This window comes from Streptomyces sp. NPDC004327 (genome assembly GCF_042873935.1).
GTDB lineage: Bacteria > Actinomycetota > Actinomycetes > Streptomycetales > Streptomycetaceae > Streptomyces.
This window is the reverse complement of record NZ_JBIAME010000015.1, coordinates 44,991-58,515: the sequence shown is the minus strand read 5'-3', so window position 1 is coordinate 58,515 and position 13,525 is coordinate 44,991. Positions and strand designations below refer to the sequence as shown.

Annotated in this window: 17 protein-coding genes; 15 read left to right on the top strand and 2 right to left on the bottom strand. The window is 73.5% G+C overall.

The window, feature by feature from the left end; all coding sequences use genetic code 11:
- Positions 1-21: 21 nt before the first annotated feature.
- From ACFYU9_RS36355 to ACFYU9_RS36300, 12 genes are all read left to right on the top strand, one after another.
- Positions 22-1,275 carry a CpaE family protein gene (locus ACFYU9_RS36355; RefSeq protein ID WP_389347898.1) on the top strand — a complete coding sequence of 418 codons (1,254 nt, stop codon included), beginning with the start codon at positions 22-24 and terminating at the stop codon, positions 1,273-1,275.
- Positions 1,276-1,297: 22 nt separating this feature from the next.
- Positions 1,298-1,657: a TadE/TadG family type IV pilus assembly protein gene (locus ACFYU9_RS36350; RefSeq protein ID WP_389204520.1), complete on the top strand. Its 360-nt coding sequence runs from the start codon at positions 1,298-1,300 to the stop codon at positions 1,655-1,657.
- The gene (locus tag ACFYU9_RS36345; protein WP_389347896.1) at positions 1,654-2,118 is read left to right on the top strand and encodes a TadE/TadG family type IV pilus assembly protein; all 465 of its coding nucleotides are present in this window, start codon (positions 1,654-1,656) and stop codon (positions 2,116-2,118) included. The genes ACFYU9_RS36350 and ACFYU9_RS36345 overlap by 4 nt, the downstream gene beginning before the upstream one ends.
- Positions 2,115-3,461 carry a CpaF family protein gene (locus tag ACFYU9_RS36340; RefSeq protein WP_389204518.1) on the top strand — a complete coding sequence of 449 codons (1,347 nt, stop codon included), beginning with the start codon at positions 2,115-2,117 and terminating at the stop codon, positions 3,459-3,461. Before ACFYU9_RS36345 ends, ACFYU9_RS36340 begins: the two co-directional genes overlap by 4 nt.
- Positions 3,462-3,475: 14 nt before the next feature.
- Positions 3,476-4,429: a type II secretion system F family protein gene (locus tag ACFYU9_RS36335; protein ID WP_389347894.1), complete on the top strand. Its 954-nt coding sequence runs from the start codon at positions 3,476-3,478 to the stop codon at positions 4,427-4,429.
- A gap of 25 nt (positions 4,430-4,454) precedes the next feature.
- A complete protein-coding gene (locus ACFYU9_RS36330) occupies positions 4,455-5,342 on the top strand; it encodes a DUF5936 domain-containing protein (protein WP_389205259.1) in 888 nt (295 codons plus the stop codon).
- A gap of 1 nt (position 5,343) precedes the next feature.
- Positions 5,344-5,955: a LuxR C-terminal-related transcriptional regulator gene (locus ACFYU9_RS36325; RefSeq protein WP_389347892.1), complete on the top strand. Its 612-nt coding sequence runs from the start codon at positions 5,344-5,346 to the stop codon at positions 5,953-5,955.
- 159 nt (positions 5,956-6,114) lie between these two features.
- A complete protein-coding gene (locus ACFYU9_RS36320; protein ID WP_389347936.1) occupies positions 6,115-6,306 on the top strand; it encodes a hypothetical protein in 192 nt (63 codons plus the stop codon).
- Positions 6,307-6,356: 50 nt separating this feature from the next.
- Positions 6,357-6,968 carry a hypothetical protein gene (locus ACFYU9_RS36315; protein ID WP_389347890.1) on the top strand — a complete coding sequence of 204 codons (612 nt, stop codon included), beginning with the start codon at positions 6,357-6,359 and terminating at the stop codon, positions 6,966-6,968.
- A gap of 22 nt (positions 6,969-6,990) precedes the next feature.
- Positions 6,991-7,572, top strand: a complete 582-nt coding sequence (locus tag ACFYU9_RS36310; protein ID WP_389347887.1) for a hypothetical protein — start codon at positions 6,991-6,993, stop codon at positions 7,570-7,572.
- A 10-nt stretch (positions 7,573-7,582) separates the two neighbouring features.
- Positions 7,583-8,212 (top strand): OmpA family protein, encoded by a 630-nt coding sequence (locus ACFYU9_RS36305; RefSeq protein WP_389204514.1) that lies wholly within the window; start codon positions 7,583-7,585, stop codon positions 8,210-8,212.
- A 19-nt stretch (positions 8,213-8,231) separates the two neighbouring features.
- Entirely contained in the window at positions 8,232-9,437 is a 1,206-nt protein-coding gene (locus ACFYU9_RS36300; RefSeq protein WP_389347885.1) for a hypothetical protein, read from the top strand.
- 41 nt (positions 9,438-9,478) lie between these two features.
- Here ACFYU9_RS36300 and ACFYU9_RS36295 read toward each other — a convergent pair whose 3' ends face one another.
- Positions 9,479-10,012 carry an endonuclease domain-containing protein gene (locus ACFYU9_RS36295; protein ID WP_389347883.1) on the bottom strand — a complete coding sequence of 178 codons (534 nt, stop codon included), beginning with the start codon at positions 10,010-10,012 and terminating at the stop codon, positions 9,479-9,481.
- A 707-nt stretch (positions 10,013-10,719) separates the two neighbouring features.
- Here ACFYU9_RS36295 and ACFYU9_RS36290 point away from each other — a divergent pair.
- Together ACFYU9_RS36290 and ACFYU9_RS36285 are read left to right on the top strand one after the other, a co-directional pair.
- A complete protein-coding gene (locus ACFYU9_RS36290; protein WP_389347881.1) occupies positions 10,720-11,136 on the top strand; it encodes a hypothetical protein in 417 nt (138 codons plus the stop codon).
- 11 nt (positions 11,137-11,147) lie between these two features.
- Positions 11,148-12,269, top strand: a complete 1,122-nt coding sequence (locus tag ACFYU9_RS36285) for a glycosyltransferase family 39 protein (RefSeq protein WP_389347879.1) — start codon at positions 11,148-11,150, stop codon at positions 12,267-12,269.
- On the opposite strand, the gene ACFYU9_RS36280 is transcribed toward ACFYU9_RS36285, so the two are convergent.
- Complete coding sequence (locus tag ACFYU9_RS36280) at positions 12,241-12,606, bottom strand: DUF192 domain-containing protein (protein ID WP_389204510.1); 366 nt, start codon at positions 12,604-12,606, stop codon at positions 12,241-12,243. The genes ACFYU9_RS36285 and ACFYU9_RS36280 overlap by 29 nt on opposite strands.
- A gap of 38 nt (positions 12,607-12,644) precedes the next feature.
- On the opposite strand from ACFYU9_RS36280, the gene ACFYU9_RS36275 reads away from it, so the two are divergent.
- The gene (locus ACFYU9_RS36275) at positions 12,645-13,382 is read left to right on the top strand and encodes a prepilin peptidase (RefSeq protein ID WP_389205256.1); all 738 of its coding nucleotides are present in this window, start codon (positions 12,645-12,647) and stop codon (positions 13,380-13,382) included.
- Positions 13,383-13,525 lie beyond the last annotated feature (143 nt).

Here is a 13,525-nt window from a genome sequence, read left to right as displayed (position 1 = left end):
AGGACAAGTGAGGCACCCGGTATGACCACCAGGATCCTGCCGGCCGTCGGCGACCCGGACGCGGCCCGCGCCGTCACCACCCTCATCGGCCAGCTCCCCGACGCCGAACCCGCCGGCCCCGTCACCGACTCCACCCAGCTCGTCGACACCCTCGCCCGGCTCGCCGCCGCCTCCGTCGACGAACTGCCCGAGGTCGTCCTCGTCCACGAGCGCATCGGTCCCGTCCCCGCGCTCGAACTCATCCGCGAGGTCGCCCTCCGCTTCCCCGCCGTCGGCGTCGTCCTCATCACCGCCGACGCCAGCCCCGTCCTCTTCTCCGCCGCCATGGACTCCGGCGCCCGCGGCCTCGTCACCCTCCCGCTCGGCTACGAGGAACTCGCCAGCCGCGTCCAGGCCGCCGCCCAGTGGTCCGCCGGCGTCCGCCGCCACCTCGGCGCCGCCGCCGACACCCCCGCCGGCCCCAGCGGCACCGTCGTCACCGTCAGCGGCGCCAAGGGCGGCGTCGGCACCACCGTCACCGCCGTCCACCTCGCCCTCGCCGCCCGCGCCTCCGGCCGCACCGTCGCCCTCGTCGACATGGACCTCCAGAGCGGCGACATCGCCTCGTACCTCGACGTCCAGTTCCGCCGCTCGCTCGCCGACCTCGCCGCCATCAGCGACATCTCGCCCCGCGTGCTCCAGGACGCCGTCTACGTCCACGAGACCGGCCTCTCCCTCCTCCTCGCCCCCGGCGAGGGCGAGCGCGGCGAGGAGGTCACCGACCGCTCCGCCCGCCAGATCGTCAGCGCCCTGCGCGGCCGCCACGAGGTCGTCGTCGTCGACTGCGGCACCCACCTGGACGCGGCGGGCGCGGCGGCCGTCGAGATGGCGGACACCGCGCTGCTGGTCACCACGCCGGACGTGGTCGCGGTCCGGGCCGCCAAGCGCGTCGTACGGATGTGGGACCGCCTCCAGGTCCGCAAACCGGAGGAGACCACGGTCCTCGTCAACCGCCACACCCGCGGCACCGAGATCCAGCCCGCCCTCGTCCAGAAGATCACGGGCACCCGCATCGCGGGCGTCGCCGTCCCCGCCCAGTTCAAGGAACTCGCCGCCGTCGTCGACGCCGGCCGGCTGCACGACCTCGACGCGCGCTCGACCGTCAAGCAGGCGCTGTGGGCGCTGGCCGGCGAGCTGGGCCTGGTGCGGGCGGGAGCCGCGCGGCCGAGCAGGGAACTGGTGCGCGGCGGCGACCGGGGCACGCTCGGACTGCGGCGGCGCGGGGCAGGGCGCTGACATGCGGCCGGTCGGGGAGCGGGTGCGTGAGGACCGCGGGCAGGTGGCCGTCGAGTTCGTCGGCATGCTGCCGCTGATCCTCCTCACGCTCGTCCTGCTGTGGCAGTGCGTCCTGATCGGCTACACGTACACGCTCGCGGGGAACGCGGCGGACGAGGCGGCACGGGCCGAGGCGGTCGGCGACGACTGCGGGGCGGCGGCGGAGCGGCACCTGGAGGGGGCGTGGAAGGCGGGGGCGAGCGTGGACTGCCGCGCATCGGGCGGCATGGTCCACGCCACGGTCCGGCTGGAGGTGCCGGTGCTCTTCCCGGGCGCGGCGAGCTTCCCGTTCGACGTGACCGGCGAGGCCGGAGCCGTACGCGAGCGGACGGAGGGCCGATGAAGCGCGTGCGCGGACGCGACCGCGGCCAGGTGGCCGTCGAGTACCTGGGCTTCCTGCCGATCCTGCTGCTCATCGGCCTCGCCGGCGTCCAGCTGGGCATCGTCGCCTACGCGGCCCAGCAGGCGGGCACGGGAGCGCGGGCGGCGGCGCGCGCGGACAGCGTCGACGACCGCGGCGCCGTACCGGATCCGGGGGTCGCCGGGAAGGCGGCGATGAGCGGCTGGATCGCGGGCCGCAGCGACGTCGAGGTGGCGGGCGGGGTCGCGACCGTGACCGTAAGGATCCCGTCCCTCATCCCGTTCCTGGACATGCCGAGCGTGAGCAAGTCGGCCACCATGCCCGTCCCCGATTCCGCGCCCCGTCTCGCGCCCGATTCCGGGCCCCGCTCCGGGCCCGATCCCGCGCCCCGCCCCGGACCCGCTTCCGTCCCCGATTCCGCGCCCGAGGAGGACCGCCGATGAGCCTGCGGGCCCGTATCCACACCCCCGAGGAGAACCGGGCGGGCGGCGCCGGACGCGAGGACGGCCACCTCGTCGCGTCCTTCCGCGCCAAGCTCCTGGAGGAGATCGACCTCACCGAGATGTCCGCGCTCGCCGCCGCCGAGCGCCGGGCCCGTCTCGAACGCGTCCTCGGGCACATCATCAGCCGCGAGGGCCCGGTGCTCTCCACCGCCGAACGGGCCCAGCTCATCCGCCGCGTCGTGGACGAGGCGCTGGGGCTCGGCGTGCTCGAACCGCTCCTCGAAGACGCCTCGATCACCGAGATCATGGTGAACGGCCCCGACCAGATCTACGTCGAGCGGGCGGGCCGGGTGGAGCTGCTGCCGCTGCGGTTCGCGTCGCACGAACAGCTGATGCAGACCATCGAGCGGATCGTGTCGACCGTCAACCGCCGCGTCGACGAGTCGAATCCGATGGTCGACGCCCGGCTCCCCTCCGGCGAGCGCGTCAACGTCATCATCCCGCCGCTGTCGCTCACCGGGGCCACGCTCACCATCCGCCGCTTCCCCCGCTCGTACACCCTGCACGAGATGATCGGGCTCGGGTCCATGGACGAGCAGATGCTGTTCCTGCTGTCGGGGCTCGTGCAGGCGAAGTTCAACGTCATCGTCTCGGGCGCCACCGGCACGGGCAAGACGACGCTCCTCAACGCGCTCTCCGGGCTCATCCCGGACGGCGAGCGGATCATCACCATCGAGGACTCGGCCGAACTCCAGCTCCAGCAGTCCCACGTCATCCGCCTGGAGGCGCGCCCGCCGAACATCGAGGGCCGCGGCCAGGTCTCCATCCGCGACCTCGTGCGCAACTCCCTGCGCATGCGCCCCGACCGCATCGTCGTCGGCGAGGTGCGCGGCGGCGAGACGCTCGACATGCTCCAGGCGATGTCCACCGGCCACGACGGCTCGCTCGCCACCGTCCACGCCAACTCGGCCGAGGACGCCCTCATGCGGCTCCAGACCCTGGCCTCCATGTCCGAGGTGAAGGTGCCCTTCGAGGCGCTGCGCGACCAGATCAACAGCGCCGTGGACGTCCTCGTCCAGCTCACCCGCCACCCCGACGGCACCCGCCGGGTCACCGAGATCGCGATCCTCGCCTCCAGCGGCCGCGAGCGCTACCTCCTCGCCACCGTCTGCCGCTTCGACGCCCAGCCGCTCGCCGCCGACGGACGGGTCCACGGCCGCTTCGTCCACCACCCGCTGCCGCGCCGGGTCGCCGAACGGCTCTACATGGCGGGCCAGCCCATTCCGCAGGCGTTCGGTGTGGCGGCGACGGACGAGCAGCTCGCCACACGGGAAGCGAAGTAGGGGGACTCGCCACCATGAATCCGACTGTGCTGACCCTGGCCGTGGCGCTGATCTGCTGCGTGCTCGCCGTGGTCGGCATCCAGCTGTACGCGAGCGGGGCCGCCCAGCGCTCGGCGCTGATCGCCCGCCTCAGCCGGGCCGACGGCGAGGGCGACGACGGCACGGGCGCGGGCGGCCGGCGCAGGCGCCCGTTCCGCGGCGTCGACCGGCGCGTGCGGCGCACCACTCTCGGGCGCAGGCTCGAACTCCGCATCTCCGCGACCGGGTTGGAGATCACGCCGGGCGAGTTCGTGGTCTACATGGCGGTCACCGTCGCCGCCCTGTGGATCGCCGGACAGGCGCTGCTCTCCCCGTTCTTCGGCCCGATCTGCGGCTTCCTCGGCGTGTGGGTCGCCATGGGCTTCCTCAACTGGCAGCGGCAGAAGCGCATCGAGAAGTTCATCAACCAGCTCCCCGAACTCTCCCGCATCCTCGCCAACGCCACCCAGGCCGGCCTCGCCCTGCGCATGGCGCTCTCGCTCGCCGCCGACGAGATGGAGGCCCCCGCCGGCGACGAACTCGCCAAGGTCTCCCAGCAGCTGGCCGTAGGCACCTCCGTCGACGACGCCCTCGGCGAACTCGCCGAACGCCTCCCGTCGCGCGAACTCGTCGTCCTCGTCACCACGCTCGTCCTCGCCAACCGGGCCGGCGGCACCGTCGTCTCCTCCCTGCGCAACCTCACCGAGACGCTGGAGGAACGCAAGGAGACCCGGCGCGAGGTCCGTACGCAGCTGTCCCAGGTGAGCATGACGGCGTACGCGGTCCCGGTCATCGGCGTCGGCTCGCTGCTGCTCATCGACAACATGCAGCCCGGGGCGCTGGACCGGATGACGGGGTCGGGGCTCGGACAGCTCGCGGTGGTGCTGGCCTTCGGGCTCTACGCCGTGGGCTTCGTGATCATCCGCCGCCTGGCGAAGATCGACGTGTGAGGGGCGGACCAGGAACGTGACGACCGTGGACTTCCTGTGGGCCCTGCTGGCCGGCCTCTCCGTGGCCGGCATCTGCTACGGCATCCGCCTCTACCGCGCCGACGCCAAACTCCCCTCCGACCTCCAGCTCGCCCTGGAGGTCGGCGCCACCCGCACCGGCGCCGTCTACTCCGCCGTCGACCGCCTCGGCATGCGCTGGTCGCCCGCCGTGCTCCGGCTCATGGGCCCCAAGCGCGTCAACTCCGTCCGCCGCCGCATCGACCTCGCCGGCAACCCCGGCGGCCTGACGATCGACCGCTACGGCGCGCGGCGCGCGGTCTACGGCTTCCTGGGCGGCCTGGGCGGCCTGCTGATGATCACGCGCGGCTCGTATCTGGTCGCCCTGCTCCTCTTCGCCTTCGGCGCCTTCTGGACCGAGGTCGGCATCTGGTCCGCCGTCCGCATCCGCAAGGACCAGATCGAACGCACCCTGCCGGACTTCCTGGACGTCCTGGCCGTGGTGGTGTCGGCGGGCCTGGGCTTCCGCCAGGCGCTCGAACGCGTCGCCGACAAGTACGAGGGCCCGTGGGCCGACGAACTGCGCATCACGCTGCGCCAGATGGACATGGGCGTCAGCCGCCGCGAGGCCTTCGACGAACTGCGCCGCCGCAACGACTCCGAGCAGGTCGCCCAGTTCGTCACCGCGCTCCAGCAGGGCGAGGAGCTGGGCGCCCCCATCGTCGACACCCTCATCCAGATCGCCAACGACATGCGCCGCACCGACGCCCAGAACGCCCGCCGGAAGGCCGCGAAGGCGGTCCCGAAGGCCACGATGGTCATCACCACCCTGATGGTCCCGGCCACGATGATCCTGCTCGGCGCCGGCCTCTTCCTCGGCACCGGCACCGACTTCGGCTCGATCACGGGCGAATGACATGCGGACGCTGAAGGTCTACGTGGCCGCCGCCAACCCGGTCGTACGGGCCGGCCTGACGGTCCTGCTGGGCGAGCACCCGGACCTGGAGGTGACGTCCGAGGCGTCCGCCCCGGACGTGATCGTCGTCGACGAGGACCGGGAGGCGGTCGCACGGCTCTCGGCGCTGGCCCCGGTGCTGCTGCTGACGCACGAGCCGGTGGGGGTCGTGGCGGGAGCGGGAGCGGGAGCAGGGGCAGGGGCAGGGGCAGGGGCAGGGGCAGGGGTGAGCGAGGGTGCCGCCACGGCCCGGCTGGTCCACGGCCGGTTCGACGTGGCGGAACTCGTACGCGTGGTGCGTGCGACTGCACATGCTGGCGCGCGGCCAACTCTCGCGAATATACTGCGCTTCAGATATCCGGCTTCGCGAGTGCAACGATTCGGTCTGAGTGCGAGGGAGGTGGAGGTCATGGACCTGATCGCATCCGGCCTGACCAACCAGCAGATCGCCGCCACCTGCTCCATCACCGAAAAGACCGTCAAGAACCACATCAACCGCATCTTCGCCAAGCTCCACAGCACCACCCGCGGCGAAGCCATCGCCTCCTGGCTCGGCACGAGGACGGCATCATGACGCCCAGACGGCCCGCCGGCGCGACTACCGAACGTGATTGGGCCTACGGACCCTGTGAACACCCGCCCCACCCGGCGTACCCTGCCCGAGTCGCCGGACTCGGAGGGGATCACGATGAACGAGGCGCTGCTGAAGGCCCTGACCAAGGCCAAGGTGGAGATGGGGAGTTGGGCCGGGCGCCGGTCGGACGGCAAGGGTCGGGACCGGGACCGCGGACAGACGGCGGTGGAGTACCTGGGGATCATCGTGGTGGTGGTGGCGATCGTGGTCGCGATCACGGGCACGGACATCGGGCAGTCGATCAAGGATGCGATCACTCGCAAGATCGCCAGCCTCACCGGCGGCAAGTAGGCAGGTGGCGCGGCGACTCCGGCCAGGCATTTCCCGTCTACATCACGGTGATGGCCGGTCTGCTGTTCCTCGCCTTCGTGTACTTCGCCGTTGCGCAGGCGGCAGTCACCCGAAGCGGCGGCCAGACCGCTGCCGACGCGGCCGCGCTCGCCGCAGCCCAGGACGCGAGGGAGCAGCTGCGGGACGGCTGGCTCGACGTGATCATCGATCCCGCCGAATGGGACCGGTATCTGAAGGGCGAGGAGTACTCCCGAGATCGGGCCTGTGAGCGAGCGGAAGCGTTCGCGGCCAAGAACGAAGCCGAAGTGCCGCCTGGCGGCTGCGACCTCGCGCAGTCAGGGGAGTTCCGGGTGCAGATCCGCACCCTGAACACGGTGGGCACCTCACTCGTTCCGGGGACGGAGAAGACCCACGCCGTCGCGACCGCGACCGCCGTCCTGGAGCCTCGTTGCTTCTACGAAGCGCCCGAGCCGACGACCCCGCCCACCCCCACCGCGCCGACGCCCACGGACTCGGCAACCCCCGATCCGACCCCCACGCCGAGCCCCGAACCCGAACCGATCACCGGGCTCGTCTGCGACGGGGTCAAGTGGACGATCGACCCGGAAGACCCGAGGCTGCCGGCCGCGGTGGATCTCTTCACTATTCGACTTGCCGACTGACGAGCGAAGGACCTGGATTTCAATGGACGTTCGGTACGCGAGGAAGGCCCGCAGGGGGACGGCCGTCGCCCTTGCGGCTGGACTGGCACTCATCCTGACCGGGTGCGGCAGCGAGGAGCAGCCCAAGAAGGAGCCTTCGGTGGCGAACTCGGTGGCACCGAGAACCACCGGGCAGGACGCCAAGGCGGCTCCCTCGGCCGAGCCATCCGAGGTCCTGGGCGTCCTCAAAGGACAGGAGGGACTCGAACTGACGGTCAACTCGGCCAAGCGGGATGCCGGAGGCTTCGTCACGGTCAGCGGTCAGCTGAAGAACACCTCCGCCGACATCGCCGTCGTCTCCGCTCACCTCAGCGGTGACGAAACGGAGATCATCAAGCACGGCAACTCGCTCGGCGGTGCCACTCTCCTCGACTCGGTCGGCAAGAAGCGGTACTACGTCCTGCGTGACACCGACGGGCGCCCGCTCACCACGACGCGGCTCTCCAGCCTCGACGCAGGTTCGTCGATCCCCGTCTTCATGCAGTTCCCCGCCCCGCCCCCCACCACCACCGAAGTCTCCCTCCAGCTCCCCACCTTCACCCCCGCCACCATCAAGCTCTCCTGAGAGCGCCGCCATGACCTCCACACGCCGCCGCCTCGCCGCCCTCGCCGCCGGTCTCGTGCTGCTTTCCGCCGGGACGGCGTACGCCGACGACCCGCCCGGGTCCACCTCGACCGGTGCGCCGCCGCCGGCCATCGACACGAGTTCGCCCGCGCTGATGCTGCCCGACGGGGCCACGCTCGCGCCGCCGAAGGTCCTCGACATCAAGCAGATCGTCGAGGAGGAGGGCGGCGAGCAGCGGCGTGAGGACACGAACGTGGACGTGACGTTCGCGCTGCAGGCCGAGGTGCTGTTCGGGAAGGACAGCGCCAAGCTCAGCCCGTCCGCCACCGCCCGCATCGCCGCGATCGCCGCGGAGATCAGGAAGCAGGGGTCGGGCCGGGTCCGGGTGTTCGGGTTCACGGACGACCTGGGGACGTACGAGCACGGGCTGACGCTGTCCAAGGAGCGCGCCGACGCCGTGCAGCGCGAGCTCGCGCGGAACCTGGATCCGGCGACGACGTACGACATCCGCGGGTACAGCGAGGACTATCCGATCGCCGACAACGCCACCGAGGACGGCCGCAGGAAGAACCGCCGCGTCGAGGTGTCCTTCCCCCGGACGTCCGGTGCCTCCGGATCCACCGGCACCTCCGGCGGGTAGCGGGGCGATGCGCACGGTCATGGCAGCCGCGCTCGTCCTCGGGGCGCTCGGCGTCCACGCGGGGACCGGTCCGGCCGCGTACCGCACCGCGTCCGACGCCCGGCCCGTCGGCAGCGGTGCGGTGCTGCCGGGGCCGGGTACGTACACGGACAGCATCGCGAAGGGCGAGACGCATACGTACCGGGTGCGCCTCGACGGCACCTCCAACGTCTACCTCTCCGCCGTCCTCGCCCCCGCCCCCGGCAAGCCCGTCGACGTCGTCGACGGGCTCTCCCTCTCCCTGCGCACGCCGGACGGCACACCGTGCGGCATGCACACCGACATCCGCTTCTACGGCGACACCGCCCGCCCCATCGCCGACTACGTCAGCCGGCGCGCCGAGCCGGGGCGGGACTGCCAGGAGCCGGGGGAGTACGTGTTCGTCGTCGAGGGCGTCGGGCGGGCGGAGGGCGCGCCGGGGCGGCGGACCGTGGAGCTCGGGTACGTCGTGGAGCCGGTGCCCGGCGAACCGGCACCGCCCGCGCCGACCGCGTGGCGCACCGAGCCGCCGGCCGCGTTCGGTACGGGGCAGGGCCGCGCGGCCCGCGGCGGGACCGGGTTCAACGACGCGGGCGGCCTCGGCGGCGGCAGCTGGCGGGACGAGCTGCGGCCGGGGGAGAGCCGCTTCTACCGGGTACCGGTCGACTGGGGACAGCAGCTGTTCGTCCGGGCCCGGTTCGGCAACGCGACCGCGCCGCCGGGCCGTTCCGCGCTGCCGGACGGGCTGCGGCTCGCGCTGTACAACCCGGCGCGCGGCGCCGTCGACGAGACCAAGGGCCTCTACACCGGCGATCCCGCCAGCCTCTCGCTGGCCACCGCGCCCGCCGCGTACGCCAACCGCACCGCGGCCGCCACGAACGCGGTCGGCGCCATGCGCTTCGCCGGCACCTACTACGTCCAGCTCACCCTCGACCGTGCCGCCCCCACCCCCGTCCCCGTGACGCTCGACCTCGCCGTCACGCCGTCGTCCGGACACGCGGACCCCGGCTCCGGATCCGGCCCGGGCTCCGCCCCCGGCTCCGGCCTCGTCTCCGGTCCGGTCGCCGCCGCACCCGATCCCACCCTGCGCGCCATCGGCATCACCGGCGTCACGGCGGGCACCGTCCTCGTCGCGGGGCTCGGCGCCTGGCCGCTGGTCCAGCGGACCCGCCGTCGCACGCAGGGCCGCCACGCGCGCGGGGCCTGATCGCGCTCGCCGCCACCACCCGCCCTCACCGCCGGTCCCAGTCATCCCCGCTCCAGCGCGCCTCTGATCGTCGCCACCACCCGGTCCGGGTGGTGGAAGACGTCCGTCGCGGTGAAGCGCAGGACGCGGCGGATCTCCCGGCAGTCGGTGAGGGCGTTGTAGCGGTCGACGTCGCGTTCGTGCGCCCGGCGGGTGCCGTGGAAGGCGTAGCCCTCGATCTCGACGGCCAGGCCCGCGCCGCGGAAGAGGAAGTCGGGGCGCAGGGCGCGGCCGGCGCGGCTGCGCAGGAGCGGCTGGGATTCCGGGTGGAGGTCCGCGTCGTGCATGCGGAGGCGGGCGATCGTCTCGGCGGGGGAGCCGGCGGCGGGGTCGGCCAGGGAGAGCCAGGCGCGGGCACGGGCCGCGCCGGGGCGGCGTGGGGCCAGCTCGGCCGCCAGCTGGTCCCCGTGGACGAGGGGCGCGCGACGGACGCCCCGGACGGTGCGGTGGGCGAGCGCGGAGTCCGCCGTGACCACGGCCTCCTCGCGGGTGCCGCGGCGCATCAGGTCGCCGACCGTGCGGGCCGGGGTCGTCACCCGCAGCCCGGCGCGTACGGAGCAGTCCGCCGCCGTGAGGAACAGGGTCGAGTGGACGCGGACGCCGCCCCTCCCCGTGCCGCCCCCTTTCCCGGCCCGGTGAACTCCAGCACGCCCGGCCACGCGGACTCGCCCGGCCACCCCGACCCGCCCGGCCACCCCGACCCGCCCGGCCACCGCGGTCCGCCCGGCCCGCCCGGCCACCCCGACCCGCCCGGCCACCGCGGTCCGCCCGGCCCGCCCGGCCACCCCACCCCGCCCCAGGACGCCAGCTGCTCGATCCGGTGCAGGGCCGCCGCCGTCGTGTGGCTGCACACCAGGTCGGGGCGGAGCGCCTGGACGATCCTGGCCCGCGCCTTCCAGTCGACCTCCTTCCCCGGGGCCGCCCACGCGCCCCGGCAGATCCGCTGCCATCCCTCGCGCGTCAGCCGGCCCCGCAGCCGACCACGCGTCCAACCCGCCTCGTACGCGCGTGCGGTCAGCAACACCCCGCCTCTGGCGAGCCTCCCCAACTCGTACATACGAGCAACGATCCACGGAAGAGCGACACTTCGCACCCCCTGTGGAAAACTCCGCGAAAGGCACCGTCAGGAAAGTGCAAAAGTGCCGGTTACCGGTGAGAACGGGCACATCGGAAGAGGCATCCTGATCAAGGAGCCGGCTCCCACGAGTTCATGCGTTCACCAGCGCTTTCGAAACGGGCAGCCATGTCAACGACCCCCGCACCCGCCCCCGTCCCGACCTCCACGCCCACCCTCACCCCCACCCCCACCCCCGGCGTCCAGCTCGTCAGCGACCTCGTCGCCCGGGTCCCCGGCTTCCGCGACGTCTATGACGCGCACGTCTTCTGCCAGGGCCGCGTCCGGCCGCACGTCTTCTTCTGGGACGTGGTCCAGGCCACCGTCAGCTCCTTCCTCCAGCAGGAGGGCGCCGGCGCCGACTGGCGGCGCACCCTCGACTTCCTGGAGGAGCAGAGCCGCCGCGGCGTCGTCGGCGTCGACGAGGTCATCGTCACGTCCTTCCTCGGCGACCTGCCGCATCCGCACGAGCCCGGGCACGCGATCGTGCGCCGGCTCGGGCCCGTCATGACCGCGCGATTCCTGCGTCTGCGTCCGGGCGGCTGATAATCGAGCGCATGTCCCGCGCAGCCCCGCCCCACCTCGCACCAGCACGCCCGTCCCCGCCCTGGGCCGCCCTCGGCGGCTACGCCGCCACCCGCATCGTCGGGCTCGCCGTCCTCGCCGTCGCCGCCGTGGCCACCGGCGAGGACGGGCTGCACCGGCTGAAGGGCCGCTGGGACGCCGTCTGGTACACGCGGATCGCCGAGCACGGATACGGCTACCAGGTCACCCTGCCGGGCGGCAGCGTCCACGCCGACCTCGCGTTCTTCCCGCTCTTCCCCGCCCTGGAGCGGGCGGTCTCCACCGTCCTGCCCGTCGACGCCGCCACCGCCGGGCTGCTCGTCTCCTGGGCCGCCTCGCTCGCCGCCGCCTGGGGCATCTACCGGGTCGGCGCGCAGGTCGCGGGCCGGCGCGCCGGGGTCGTGCTCGCGGTGCTGTGGGGGGTGTATCCGACGGCGTTCGTGCAGTCGATGGCGTACACGGAGACGCTGTTCACCGCGCTCGCCGCCTGGTCGCTCCTCGCCGTCCTGCGCGACCGCTGGATCCTCGCCGGGGCGCTGTCCGTGCTCGCGGGGCTCACCCGGCCGACGGCCGCCGCGCTGATCGCCGCGATCGGGATCACCGCGCTGGTCACGGTCGTGCGCGAACGGCGGCTGCGGGCCCGCGTCGCCGTGGGCACGCTGCTCGCGCCGCTCGGCTGGCTCGCGTACATCGTGTACGTCGGCATCCGCCAGGGCGGCGCGACCGCCTACTTCGACGTGCAGGCGGCCTGGGGCAACTCCATCGACGGCGGTGTCGCGCTCGCCCGCTTCATCGCCGGGCTGCCGTGGCCGGCGGCGCTCGGCCTCTGCCTGGTGCTCGGGCTGCTCGGGTGGCTGGTCGTGCTGTGCGTACGGCAGCGGCAGCCGCTCCCGCTGCTCGTCTACACGGTCGCGGTCGTCGTCGTCTCGCTCGTCGGCGCCGCCTACTTCGGCTCCCGGCCCCGCCTGATGATGCCCGCGTTCGGCCTGCTGCTGCCGCCCGCCGCGGCCCTGGCGCGACTGCGCACCCGCACGGTCGTGCCCGTGCTCGCGGTCCTCGCGCTCGCCTCCGCCGCGTACGGGGCCTTCACGCTCCTGGGATCGGGTCCACCCTGACGCTCACCCCGCGCCGCAGCCCCCAGCCCGCCATGGCGCCGCCCTCCGCCTCCAGGACGTGCCGGCCGCGCCAGCGGACCATGCCCAGCCGGCCCGGCCGCATCGTCACCACGTCGAGAACGGTGAACGACCGGTCGAGATAGGCGATGTCGAGGGTGAAGCGCATGCCGAAGGTGTGGATGCTGTTGGTCGGGGTGATGAGCAGGGCGCCGTCGATGCCGTCCCGGCCGAGCAGTCCCCGCCGCCGCGCCCCGTAGGTAGCGGCGATCTCCACGGGAACCGCCGTGCCGGACGGCGTCGTCAGCAGGCCCGCCCCATCTCGCCAAGTCCTCCCCATGGGCACGACAGTAGCCCTAGGGTCGGCCCGTGGACGCCCTGTCGATCGCCCTCGTCACCGCCGCCGCCCTGTGGGGCGCGGCGGCCGGGCTGTTCGTCCCGCGGGCCGCGTACCGGCTCTCCGTCGCACCCGACGAGCCCTGGCGGGCCGCCTGTCCGGCCGGCCACCCCTTCACGGGGCCCGCGCGCGGCTGGCTCGGCGGCCCCGGGCGGGCGGGCTGCGCGACCGCCCCCGCGCCCCTCCTCGCGCCGCTGCTCACCGCGGGCGCCTGCGCCGCGCTCGCCGCGGCCGCCGGCGGCCCGCGGCCCGAGCTGCTGGTCTGGCTGCTCGTCGCGCCCTTCGGCACGCTCCTCGCCGTCGTCGACGCCCGCGTCCACCGGCTGCCCGATCCGCTGACGCTGCCGCTCGCCGCCGCGCTGCCGCTGCTCCTCGCGGGCGCCGCGCTCCTGCCGTACGCGGCCGGATCCTGGATCCAATCGCTCCTCGGCGCGCTCGCGCTCGGCGGCGGCTACCTCGGCCTCTTCCTCCTCCACCCGAACGGCATGGGCCTCGGCGACGTGAAGCTGGCCGTGCCGCTCGGTGCCGCCCTCGGCTGGTACGGCTGGGGCGTGCTGTTCGCCGGGGCGTTCGCCGGGTTCCTGCTCGGGGCCGTCTACGGGCTCGGGCTCGTCCTCGTGCGCCGGGCCGGGCGCGGCTCGGCGATCCCGTTCGGGCCGTTCATGATCGTGGGCGCGCTCCTGGGGCTGCTGTTCGGCGCGTTCACCGCCCTGCCCTGAACGGCCCGTCCTAGCATCACGCCATATGCGGATGATGCGGACAATCGATACGGAATCGACCCCACGCGCGACGGCGGCAAGTGAACCGGCGTCAGCCCCGCCCACCGGACAACGGCAGCGGGCCGCCCTCCTCCCCTGGATCT

Excerpts from the sequence above, each read along its gene's own strand:
- ACFYU9_RS36335 (WP_389347894.1), top strand. The coding sequence starts at position 3,476 with ATGAATCCGACTGTGCTGACCCTGGCCGTGGCGCTGATCTGCTGCGTG.
- ACFYU9_RS36355 (WP_389347898.1), top strand. The coding sequence starts at position 22 with ATGACCACCAGGATCCTGCCGGCCGTCGGCGACCCGGACGCGGCCCGC.
- ACFYU9_RS36345 (WP_389347896.1), top strand. The coding sequence starts at position 1,654 with ATGAAGCGCGTGCGCGGACGCGACCGCGGCCAGGTGGCCGTCGAGTAC.
- ACFYU9_RS36315 (WP_389347890.1), top strand. The coding sequence starts at position 6,357 with ATGGCCGGTCTGCTGTTCCTCGCCTTCGTGTACTTCGCCGTTGCGCAG.
- ACFYU9_RS36310 (WP_389347887.1), top strand. The coding sequence starts at position 6,991 with ATGGACGTTCGGTACGCGAGGAAGGCCCGCAGGGGGACGGCCGTCGCC.
- ACFYU9_RS36340 (WP_389204518.1), top strand. The coding sequence starts at position 2,115 with ATGAGCCTGCGGGCCCGTATCCACACCCCCGAGGAGAACCGGGCGGGC.
- ACFYU9_RS36320 (WP_389347936.1), top strand. The coding sequence starts at position 6,115 with ATGGGGAGTTGGGCCGGGCGCCGGTCGGACGGCAAGGGTCGGGACCGG.
- ACFYU9_RS36300 (WP_389347885.1), top strand. The coding sequence starts at position 8,232 with ATGGCAGCCGCGCTCGTCCTCGGGGCGCTCGGCGTCCACGCGGGGACC.
- ACFYU9_RS36280 (WP_389204510.1), bottom strand. The coding sequence starts at position 12,606 with ATGGGGAGGACTTGGCGAGATGGGGCGGGCCTGCTGACGACGCCGTCC.
- ACFYU9_RS36325 (WP_389347892.1), top strand. The coding sequence starts at position 5,344 with ATGCGGACGCTGAAGGTCTACGTGGCCGCCGCCAACCCGGTCGTACGG.
- ACFYU9_RS36305 (WP_389204514.1), top strand. The coding sequence starts at position 7,583 with ATGACCTCCACACGCCGCCGCCTCGCCGCCCTCGCCGCCGGTCTCGTG.
- ACFYU9_RS36285 (WP_389347879.1), top strand. The coding sequence starts at position 11,148 with ATGTCCCGCGCAGCCCCGCCCCACCTCGCACCAGCACGCCCGTCCCCG.
- ACFYU9_RS36290 (WP_389347881.1), top strand. The coding sequence starts at position 10,720 with ATGTCAACGACCCCCGCACCCGCCCCCGTCCCGACCTCCACGCCCACC.